Below are 10,401 nucleotides of genomic sequence, written 5' to 3' on the forward strand. Positions count from 1 at the left end.
ATATTCCGACAGGCCGACAGTCTAATTATCGGTGAATATCGAAAAATCTTGAATGTTACAGCCTTACTGTATTATACAGCAAAATATCCACTAACGGCGCATCATTTATCCTTTAATTATTTTGATGCCGCTGCTGGTGCCAATCCTCAAACATCCCGCCTCTATATATTTAAGCGCATCCTCGCGACTGCGGATACCTCCGGAAGCCTTAATCTTTGTATCCTTTTTGAGGTATTTTTTAAATAATGCAATATCCTCAAGCGATGCTCCACGTGAACCGTAACCGGTAGATGTTTTAATAAAATCTGCTCCGGCTTGTTCAACCGCGGCACAGACATTCGCAATATCCTTTTCGGACAAATAGCAGGTCTCGACGATTACCTTTAAATGAGCTTTTTTCGCATGGCAAAGCGAGGCAAGCGCAGCAATTTCTTTTTCGACATACGCAGTATTTCCTTCCAGCAGTTTTCCGATATTGATCACCATATCGATTTCATCGGCGCCGTCTTTTATAGCCTGCTCGGTTTCAGCGCATTTTACTTCGGTTGTTTGCGTTCCAAACGGAAAACCGATAACGCTGCACGTCATAACATCGGAACCCGTAAGCTCTTTTTTTACCAGTGCAACATTGCAGGGATTCACACAAACCGAAGCAAAATGATATTCCTTTGCTTCCTTGCACAATGCAATAATTTCCGGCTCGACGGCATTCGGCTTTAATAAAGTATGATCGATATACTTATTCAATTCCATTTTTTTCTCCTAAAATAACAGACACCAGTCTAACATTTTTTTATCTTATGATAAGTCAGGCAACACTGCCGACATATTCGCCATTACTTGTTCCAACTCTTGTCTTACTCTCGTTCCTAATTCCTGATCAGGTAACTCAATACTTAAATCACGCAAATAGCTGAGCAATTTAAATACAGCCGCATCATTATACGGGAGATGATCATTCGCTACACTAGAAGCCTGCTTAATAAGGTTCGCCCGTTCTTTAAGCCCCAATTCTCCCGACAATCGAGCAATAATATAATAAATCTGTATTCTTTCGCTGCTGTTAAGGAAAACTTCAAGTTCTTCCTGTGGAAGATAGATAGCTAGATCGCGCAAATACAAGAACAACTGAGCAAGCTGCTCAGGATCCGTAGTATTAAGATATTGTTCAAGCGAAGGAGAGTCTTTAATCTGATGTTTTGCATGGCACCACAAAAGGTTTTTCTGTTCTTGATCAAGAACAAACGGAGCTTCGTTATCACTCGGCGCATATACTTCCTTGCTTTCCAAATTTTCGGAAGCAGAGTCTTCATCAGTATCAACGGTAACGTCCGTGCCTTCTTCTTGATTGAAATCAGATGAAATATCTACAGATTCTTCTTCCGTTGCGTCTTTTGTAACCACTTCGGAATAATCTTGATCCATTATTTCATCAACCGGAATCGTTTCGGTTTCAAGCGAAACCGCCTTATCTTCCTCGGTGCCAAAAATATCTTCTTCTGTAGTTTCGATAACCTGCACGCTATCATCATGCACCGATACATCCCTATCAACCGAAGCACGATCTTCTTCCATATCGGGGAAAGTTTCCTGCATTTCGGCAATCTGCAGCCCGTCTTCTTCTGCTGCTTCGGCTTCTCCCACTTCGGATTCTCCTGCTGTGGTTACTGCAACGGTTTCTTCTTCGGCGGCGGGTGCTGTTTCGTCTTGGGATATTTCCGCCGATTCTTGCACTGCTTGCTCATCCGATTGAATCTGTTGCTCCTCAGGTTCTTGTTCTAGAAGAGCTGATTGAAGCGGCATTTTTCGACTCAGGTTTTCGGCAATCTTTTCTGCTAAAACCTCAACAGCCTGAGCATATCGATTTTCATCAAGCTGCTTATCAATATCTGAAATGACATCCTGCAAAAAACCGATTGTCGTGCCGTAGACATCCAGATCTTTCAATCTTTCCTGTACTACCTCGTCGCGAAGAAGATTCTGGCGTTTATACAGCGCTTGTACATTTTTTTGAGATATACCGCCAACGCCAAGGGCGGCGTTGTTTTCAACGTGATCGGGATTAAGATACAGTTCATCAACAGGTGAAGCAAACGTCTCATTGGAGGCTGCCCCTACTTGACCATTCGGTAGACGGCTGCTTATTTGCGGTGCACCGCCGGCGCTGTTCCCTGCTGCGGCAAAGCCGGCAGTATCTGAATTTCCTGCACCGAACGTATAGGGTTCAACCCCCGCGCTTGAATAGGAGGGAAATGACGACTGACCGGCTATATCCGATTGTTGGGCGCCGATTAATTGGATACCGCCGAGTGCAGCATCGTCTTTTTCCGGCGGAAGTTCTTTTACCTCTTCCATTCCTTCGATGAGCATTTCAAAAGGAATTTCCCGTTCGGACATCGATATATCCCTCAATGAAGGAATACTTTGTTTCGGCTCCGGATTCAATTCGGCCGGAGAAATATAAAGATATGAATCATCGGATTTTAGCTGTTCAAGGTTTTTAGTTAACAACGGATCGGCTATATACTTTTCTGCAGCCTGCTCATAGAGATCAAGCGAGGCAGCTATATCTTGTTCAGGAGCATCCGATTCGAAGCCACTCTGCATATTAAGAATCTCATTTGCTGTTTTTAACGCTTCAAGTGTGTCTCCTCTTTTTTGGAATAATCTCGAAAGAGCGGAGCGGGCTTCAATAGCATTCGGCTTTAACTCGAGCACTTTTTGATATTCCTGATATGCAGCTTGAGGATTATTCAGCAATTCTTCGGTTCTACCTAATGCCATCAACGCAGAAATATCGCTCGGCTTTTGCCGCAAGAAGAGTTTAAGCTGCTCCTTTGCTTCCTCATATTTATGAGCCAAGAGGTATTGTTCTGCAAGTTCTTGACGGAACTCTATTGCTGAAGGTGCCATTTTTAATATTTGTTTGAAGGTATCTTCAGCTTGCTCAAGCTCACCTGTAAGGGCAAACAGCTGCCCCCGTAGTTTTAGTGCGTTGAGGCTGTTACTATGTTCCGTGTCCAGCCGCCCCAAAAGCTCGTGTGCCTTTGCATAATCTTTAGCATACATGCACATTTGAATAGCTTTAAGCCGTAAGGCATGATTGTCGGCATTTACCGGTGCAGCTTCTGCAGTAAGCAGTATCGGAAGCGCTTCGTTATATCGCTGTTTTTTTTCTAAAAGATTCGTTAAGGCAAGTGCAGCAGGAGCGTACCCGGAATCGATCGCCAATGCATCATAATAGTATTGCTCAGCCTCCTGCTGAAGCTGTTTCTTTTCAAAAAGATAACCAAGCTCAGTATAGACCGAGGCATTTTCACCGGTTACACGAAGCAACGAGCGATAGGCATTCAACGCATCATCAAGTTTATCCAACTCTAAATACGCAGCAGCGATACCCGCTAACACTTCACCCCATGCAGGATTAACACGAAGTGCCGAATTGTAATATACAATCGCTTCTTCATATCGCTTTTCTTTGCGTAAAAGCCCGGCAAGGTGAAAATTTAAATAGGGATGATTAGCGTCTACACGAAGACCTTGTTTATATATTTCAATTGCTTTATCCGTTTCACCGGTTAAGACATAAAGATTGCCGAGCCGATCATAGGCGTGAGCATGGTCGGGCTTCACTTCGATTGCACGGGAAAAATACTCCGCAGATTTTGCATAGTCGCCCATTCTTTTATAGGTTTTTGCAAAATTATACAATACTTCGTCGGTATCACCGCCGGCTGCTTGCGCTTTAGTTAATATCTCAAGCGCATCGTCATAACGTCCCAAATGCCGATAAATACGGCCGAGACTCAGCATCAAGTCAATATTATCGGGAGCACGTTCATATAAGCGGAGATAGGTTGCAAGCGACTGTTCAAGATTACCTTCATCTCCATACACACGCGCTAACAAGCTCTCAACTTTTTCCCTGTCACCAGGCAACATATCCGGATGCTTTTTCAGCGCATTGGTCAACAAACGTTCGGCATATTCAAAGTCTTGAGTAATTAAAGCTGAATTTGCACGTTCAAAGATAAAATCAAGTGACTCCGACATAGTTCCTCTAAAGGCCGCTATTCCTTCCGCGGCCTTGCCCATACTTCTTGAGAAAACGTCCCTACCCGCGTACCGGCCTCATCATCATAGGCGGCAACAGCAAAAAAATAAATTTTACCGTTATGCAAATTCGGTATGCGATAAGAAAGAACTTTACCCACATTCAAAGGCGAGCCCGCCGAAAAATATTCGCCTCGGCGCTCTCCGTAATAAACCATATAACCTTTTACATCAAAATCGATTGAGGGCGTCCATGACAGTTCGATTCCGCCGTCCTTCGGCACTGCAAATAATCGTGCAGGCGGCAGCGGTTCTGAATCTTTTTCATATTCAAGACTGATGGAATGTACAATCGGTGTCTTTTGTCCTTCCGCATCCGGATACAAATTTCCTGCAATTTGAAAGAACCGGCCTTGCATTCCGGTAATTGTCTGCCCGCTGCGTATAGGTTTCCATGCAGGTTCCGTATCCGTCCATGTGTAACGGTTTTCCCCAGAGCGAATAAAGAACACAGCGTCTGTCTGTACCGGCGTATCAGCAGAAACAGTCAGCCGCTTTGCCTCGGACAGAGAACCGCCTGCATCAATAATCAGAGATTCAAAACGGCCGCCGTTAAGGTGATACCGATCAAACAGTGCCGTCTGTTCGGCAAAAGTCGGTGGTTCGACAAACCGTTTGGTTATCTTCATCTCATCAAGCATTCCAGAATACTGCACCCCAATTGAAAGATCGGCTGCATGCCCCATTTTTGATAATAAAACGGCATCACTTTCCCGCCCATTCTCGGTAATGTAGACAATATTCTCCGTATGCCCGTTCATTCGGTATTCTAACAACCCGATTTCTTCATCATACGTAATCAGATGGTGCGACCACTTCGAAGGAATTAAATTGGTGCGTCCTCTCAGCTGAATGGAAATACCATTATTGTATTTATCCTGCCAAATGTTAAAAAAATTCCACTGCAGCTTATTTTGAATGATCTGTGCGATAATATGCTGATCGGTTAAGCGTTCTCTTTCAAAATATGAGGAATACCATTGAAGAATAATACTACCGTTTTCGGTAACCGACGGAGCAATCCAAAATTCAATCGTAAACGAACCGGCAGAACTTTCACCTCCGAAAAAAGAGCCTTTTTGAGGTTTTAAAACCAAACCGGCTGTTTTTACATGAGGGCTGCACATTGCAGCACCGGCTCCCAGTTTTGCTTGTTCAGCTCCTGCAAAACGCATACTCGAGGAAGCAACCGTATAGGAGCTGGTCTCTTCTACGATGGAAGGGGAATCGAAATTAAGATACAGATCGGTTTCCTGCGTTATTTTTGGAACACTGCTGCTGAGCGAAATGCCGGGATTCCCATATTTTCCCGGACACATCTGGATATTTTCCGTATACTGCAGCATACCCCAACCGTTTTTTCCACCTAATTCAAATACCGCATTACCGGTAAATGAAGCCGTGAGAATGCTTGAGAAAAAAAATAGCGCTGCAAAAATTTTTTTTATACACATCATCGTTTTCAATTATCGGTTAAAAGTATATATCATTTAAGAAAGTTTTAATAGACAGATAAGTTAGGACAAACACATCAGTTTATTTTTTCTTAAATATCATACTTGACAACATATTATATTATAAATAATATTATAATAATTACAGTGTAAAATAAGGAGATAGTAATAAGCTCCGTGAGATTTTCAAAGATTTGTAGATGTTTACCAACACGCTTAAGACAGATCTCTAAAAAACTGATTCGCAATCCGCTTTAGCGGATAACTTAATGAATTTCCTTACAGAACAAGCCGATAGGCTTGCAGTTTTTAGAGATTTCCATATAAACATCGGGAGGTGAAGGTGCTTTTTTCAATTAACTCAGGACTGCTTGAAGCCTGTGTGCTTGCTCTCTTGAGTAATGAAGATTCCTACGGCTATAAGCTAACGCAAGACGTAAAGGACGTCATGTCTATTTCCGAATCGACACTCTATCCGGTATTAAAACGGCTGCAAACGGCGGGTTTTCTAGAAACGTATGACATGCCCATTGATGGACGCAATAGAAAATATTATCGTATAACACCCGCAGGAAAACGGCAGCAGAGCCTATACTGTGACGAATGGAAGTCTTACAAGGAATTGATCGAAAAAATTTTTAAAGGAGCACAGCATTCATGACCCATAAAGAATTTATGCTCGAGCTTGCCGCGCGGCTGCACCGGTTACCGCAAGAAGATTTGCAAGCTGCATTGCAATATTATGAAGAATACTTTGAGGAGGCCGGCAGTCAAAATGAACAAGAGGTGATACGGGAACTGAGAAGCCCCGCACATGTTGCTTCAAAAATTTTATCCGATTATGCCGTAAAAGAAGCAAAAAAAGCCCGAGCCTCTACTAAAAGCGGCTGGCACGCTTTTTGGTTTACCATATTGGCGATTTGCGCCGCGCCTGTTGCGGTACCGCTTATCATCGCAGCAGTGGTAACCATCGTAGCACTCGGATTTGCCGGATTTGCAGTTGTTTTTGCCTTGATAATTGCAGCAGGTGCCATTTTTATCAAAGGCATTGGCACATTGTTTTTCGGCTCTGCTACTGCCTTATTACTCTTCGGCAGTGCATTAATACTGGTAGGTTTTGCACTCCTGATTTTTTACGGCATCAGCGCCTTAATTGCCGGTATTGGGAAGCATATTAAGAACAAATCAAATAAATAGATGAACGAGCATTGCCAAAAGCTCAAATGAACTTTTAGTGATTCTCAAAACCACACACATTGGAGGACTATATGAAAAAGAAACTCTATCGAAGCGAAAGCGATAAAAAAATCTGTGGTGTATGCGGCGGTATTGCCGAATACTTTGATATCGACTCAACCGTTATCCGGTTGTTGTGGATTCTTGCGACTCTTTTTTTCGGAAGCGGCATTTTCTGCTACATTATTTGTGCATTGGTAATCCCGATTAAAAGAGAGGAACCGCTCGAATATGAATATGTCCGCAAAGGTGAAAATGATATGGAGCAATAAGGAAAAAGTAAATGCTGACAATTATTATTTTATGCCTTTTGCTTACTTTATTCGGAATGGGGGGATTAGTCTTTGCCATCGCAGGCGGCCTGCTAAAGTTCTCATTTAAGCTCCTCATCTTTAGTATTACGTTGATTATTGCCATTTTGTTCGGCATCCCCCTTTTATTGGCAGGATTATTTTTCGGCGGCTTGGTGTTCTTATTTTAGGATGTATAGATGAAAAGAAGAATTCGAACGGCATTTGCAATTATCGGAATTGGGGGATTGCTCATCATCATTGGAATTCTGATGGGCGGTAGCGTTAAAAAGACTTTCTATAACGAATATCACGATGAAAAGTGGAGTATGGACGAGGAGTGGAATATGGATAACAAGAATACCGGTACTGCCCTATCGGCTGATATGCATGAAACACAGCTGTCTACCAGCATATCCGCTTTAAACCGGCTTAAAGCGGATGTTTCTTATGTCACGCTGCGAATTATACCGCACGATAAGCAATCCGTTACCTACAGCATCATGAATAACACAAAGAAAATGAGAGCTTCGGTACAAGCTGAGGGGAATACCTTGATGATCAGCACGGAAAAGGAGCGTAAATGGAATTGGTTTTTTGGATGGAGCCCTGATATAGGACGTGCTAAAATTGTAATCACAGTAAAAATTCCTCAAAATATGCTATTCGATACCGCTGACATCAACATCGGGGCGGGTTCATTACTCCTTGACAGCTTTACGGCAAATCAGCGGTTTACACTAAATGCCGGGGCTGCTGCTATAGACATTAAAAATATTACCGCCTCAAATGTGGATATCAAAACAGGCGTCGGTGAAACGGTCTTCCGTAATTGCAGCTTTACGGATACGGTGATGAACACCGGTGTCGGTGAAACATCCTTTGACGGCAAAATTTGCAAGAACCTTGATATCAATGCCGGAATCGGCGAAATAGATATGCGTATAAACGGTAAAAAAGATGATTATTTGATCAATGCTACCTCAGGGATTGGTTCGATACTAATAGACGGACGCAGTGCGAAAGGGCTCGACTCCACATTCCGTATCAACAATCAGAATGCGCTACATACCATCTGTGTTAAAGCCGGTATAGGGAAGGTGAATATTCGTTTTGCCGAATAAACTTTAAAACTTGACAGGTTTTAAACTTACCACTTGACAATAATCCGCTTTTGCGATATAAATGTATCTCGTTGTTATTCGGCGGAATATAAATGTCTCCTTCGTCTAGTGGTTAGGACATCGGGTTTTCATCCCGACAACAGGGGTTCAATTCCCCTAGGAGATGATTAAAGCCTAAAGCGGAGTGCTTTAGGCTTTTTTTTTATTTTCCGCACTTGCCTTTACGTTTAACCTGAACTGCATAACGGAAAAGAAGTTACCGCCTACAACATTGTTCATGTAAAATTCTATTGAAGTCTTTCCAATTTTTCAGCGAGTTGGAGATACGTCTTGTTGTAAGGGTCAAGCGCAATAACTTGTTGTAAATAATAATATGCCTTTCGATAGTCTTTATGTCTAAAATACCACTCGTAGAGAGCAAAGAGCGTCAAAGAACTGCGCGGATCGGATAAAAGGCTCGACCGTAAAAGAGCAAGTTTATCTTCATCATTGGATGCAAGTAATGATTGATAATAAATTAAAACCGACTTTAATGCAGAACGAGCATCGGAGAGATGCCGATTAATCACTTGCACCAGCATACCATATTTTTTTGCACCGTAAAGAGCCTGTAAATACAACGTAATAATTTCGTCGGAAGGCTGTTTCGAAGCAGCGTTATATGCAGCTTGTGCCGTAGTCACCGCCTCTTCCCAGTTATTCATTCCTGCACAGACACGAGCATATAACACGATATCTTCCTCAGAAGGATTGTTTTCATATAGATACTGAGCACGTTCAAAGGCACTTCCCCATCGTTTTTCAGCTATATCCTCTTTAACCAGAAGACGAATTGCTAGAATATTACGCGGATTCTGTTTTAAAAGTGCATTAATAAAATCATTCGCTGTTTTCCCATTAACAGTATTTTTTGTTTCAAAACAAAAATTCGCACAAGCAAGAACAACATCCGGTGATTGCGGATAAAAAGAGGCGGCTCTTTCAAGGCATTGTTTTGCCTCGGCAATATTTTTACTCCATTCAAGTAACACACGGTGGCGCAGCGAAAGATAATCCTTATCAACCTTATTTTGTTTTGCAAATTCATCAAGCATGGCATTTGCTGCTAAATATTCTTTTTTTTCTATATGCAACCGGACTTGCAAAAAGAACGCACGTCCAAAGTCATTGTTTTTTTTGAGAACTGCAGAAACAATCTCCTCTGCCTTTTCAAGATTTCCTTTTTCAAGATATGTTTCTGCCAGCAATAGTTGAATTGTTACTGCATTAGGATAGCGCGCATACAATTTTTCAGCAATTTTATATGATGTTTCAATATTATTACTAAAAAGAGCTAAATATGCAAAGCGCATACCGGCCGGATAGCAGCTCTCATCTTGTTCCCATGCCGTTTGATAGTAATTCTCTGCATCCGAAAGTTTACCACGCTGCTCATATAAGAGTCCCAAAAGGTAAGAAGGCAGTACAGAAGAAGGATTTAAATTTCTTGCAATAAAGAGACGTTTTTCCAATGCATCAGCGTATTCCTGTACCCCTACACCCTTTGTTAAAATTATTGCCGGAATAACCGCATCAAAAAACGTATTCATTCCAAGATTTTGTGGATAAAGACCTTTTTCGATCTGAGTCAATGCATCAAGATACGGATCAGTTTGTTGATAATTCGGCGCATTCCAATCGATAGTCTCAAACGGATATAAGAGACGCATCAATCGGGTAGCCAATGTTAATTGCAATTGCTTCTCCTTCGTTAAACCCTGGGAAGTCGAATACACACGGGTTACCGCACTGCGAATACTTGCCGGAGAACCTATCTCCATATCAGCTTGAACCTGTGGATCAATACGGCTTGAGGCCAAATCAGTGGCCGAAGGTAATGGCAGAATAGTGGCCGAAAGAGACTGGCCGGACGAATGATCGGCGTGAGTACTATTTTTTACTGTAGTACATGATATGAAGAAAAGAATAGGAACAAACAAATATAATACACAATATTTTGAGATAGGATGAGAAAACATCATCAACAATACCTACCTTTATTCCACATAGTTAGGTAAAAAAAAAGCCCGGCAGCTACCTACTTTCCCACTCTGGATGAGCAGTATCATCGGCGTAATGAGAGCTTGACTTCCGTGTTCGGGATGGGAACGGGTATGACCTCTCCACTATGGCAACCGGGCAATA

The 10,401-nt window shown here is 42.3% G+C and carries 9 protein-coding genes, 1 tRNA gene and 1 rRNA gene; 6 read left to right on the plus strand and 5 right to left on the minus strand.

Annotated elements, in window-relative coordinates:
- Positions 1–105: 105 nt before the first annotated feature.
- Genes deoC through E4N65_RS10950 form a run of 3 tightly spaced genes read right to left on the minus strand, consistent with a single transcriptional unit; the run spans position 106 to position 5,570 of the window.
- Positions 106–753, minus strand: coding sequence for a deoxyribose-phosphate aldolase (gene deoC, locus E4N65_RS10940; RefSeq protein ID WP_253673246.1), 648 nt, complete (start codon positions 751–753; stop codon positions 106–108).
- A 45-nt stretch (positions 754–798) separates the two neighbouring features.
- On the minus strand, positions 799–4,053 hold the full coding sequence (locus tag E4N65_RS10945; RefSeq protein WP_253673247.1) for a tetratricopeptide repeat protein: 3,255 nt from the start codon (positions 4,051–4,053) through the stop codon (positions 799–801).
- A 17-nt stretch (positions 4,054–4,070) separates the two neighbouring features.
- A complete protein-coding gene (locus E4N65_RS10950) occupies positions 4,071–5,570 on the minus strand; it encodes a LamG domain-containing protein (protein ID WP_253673249.1) in 1,500 nt (499 codons plus the stop codon).
- Between the two features lie 340 nt (positions 5,571–5,910).
- On the opposite strand from E4N65_RS10950, the gene E4N65_RS10955 reads away from it, so the two are divergent.
- From E4N65_RS10955 to E4N65_RS10980, 6 genes are all read left to right on the plus strand, one after another.
- Positions 5,911–6,228 carry a PadR family transcriptional regulator gene (locus E4N65_RS10955; protein WP_253673251.1) on the plus strand — a complete coding sequence of 106 codons (318 nt, stop codon included), beginning with the start codon at positions 5,911–5,913 and terminating at the stop codon, positions 6,226–6,228.
- Positions 6,225–6,764, plus strand: coding sequence for a DUF1700 domain-containing protein (locus E4N65_RS10960; RefSeq protein WP_253673253.1), 540 nt, complete (start codon positions 6,225–6,227; stop codon positions 6,762–6,764). Before E4N65_RS10955 ends, E4N65_RS10960 begins: the two co-directional genes overlap by 4 nt.
- Positions 6,765–6,835: 71 nt before the next feature.
- Positions 6,836–7,075, plus strand: a complete 240-nt coding sequence (locus tag E4N65_RS10965) for a PspC domain-containing protein (RefSeq protein ID WP_253673254.1) — start codon at positions 6,836–6,838, stop codon at positions 7,073–7,075.
- 11 nt (positions 7,076–7,086) lie between these two features.
- Positions 7,087–7,284 carry a hypothetical protein gene (locus E4N65_RS10970; protein ID WP_253673255.1) on the plus strand — a complete coding sequence of 66 codons (198 nt, stop codon included), beginning with the start codon at positions 7,087–7,089 and terminating at the stop codon, positions 7,282–7,284.
- Positions 7,285–7,293: 9 nt separating this feature from the next.
- Positions 7,294–8,217, plus strand: a complete 924-nt coding sequence (locus E4N65_RS10975) for a DUF4097 family beta strand repeat-containing protein (protein WP_253673256.1) — start codon at positions 7,294–7,296, stop codon at positions 8,215–8,217.
- A gap of 94 nt (positions 8,218–8,311) precedes the next feature.
- Positions 8,312–8,383, plus strand: a tRNA-Glu gene (locus E4N65_RS10980).
- A gap of 121 nt (positions 8,384–8,504) precedes the next feature.
- Here the strand turns inward: E4N65_RS10980 and E4N65_RS10985 are convergent.
- Both E4N65_RS10985 and rrf read right to left on the minus strand, forming a co-directional pair.
- Entirely contained in the window at positions 8,505–9,953 is a 1,449-nt protein-coding gene (locus E4N65_RS10985) for a tetratricopeptide repeat protein (RefSeq protein ID WP_253673257.1), read from the minus strand.
- Positions 9,954–10,281: 328 nt separating this feature from the next.
- Positions 10,282–10,396: ribosomal RNA gene (gene rrf / locus E4N65_RS10990) — 5S ribosomal RNA — on the minus strand.
- Positions 10,397–10,401 lie beyond the last annotated feature (5 nt).

Origin of the sequence: Treponema sp. OMZ 855, from assembly GCF_024181145.1 — a bacterium.
Classification (GTDB): Bacteria; Spirochaetota; Spirochaetia; order Treponematales; family Treponemataceae; genus Treponema.

Excerpts from the sequence above, each read along its gene's own strand:
- deoC (WP_253673246.1), bottom strand. The coding sequence starts at position 753 with ATGGAATTGAATAAGTATATCGATCATACTTTATTAAAGCCGAATGCC.
- E4N65_RS10945 (WP_253673247.1), bottom strand. The coding sequence starts at position 4,053 with ATGTCGGAGTCACTTGATTTTATCTTTGAACGTGCAAATTCAGCTTTA.
- E4N65_RS10950 (WP_253673249.1), bottom strand. The coding sequence starts at position 5,570 with ATGATGTGTATAAAAAAAATTTTTGCAGCGCTATTTTTTTTCTCAAGC.
- E4N65_RS10960 (WP_253673253.1), top strand. The coding sequence starts at position 6,225 with ATGACCCATAAAGAATTTATGCTCGAGCTTGCCGCGCGGCTGCACCGG.
- E4N65_RS10965 (WP_253673254.1), top strand. The coding sequence starts at position 6,836 with ATGAAAAAGAAACTCTATCGAAGCGAAAGCGATAAAAAAATCTGTGGT.
- E4N65_RS10970 (WP_253673255.1), top strand. The coding sequence starts at position 7,087 with ATGCTGACAATTATTATTTTATGCCTTTTGCTTACTTTATTCGGAATG.
- E4N65_RS10975 (WP_253673256.1), top strand. The coding sequence starts at position 7,294 with ATGAAAAGAAGAATTCGAACGGCATTTGCAATTATCGGAATTGGGGGA.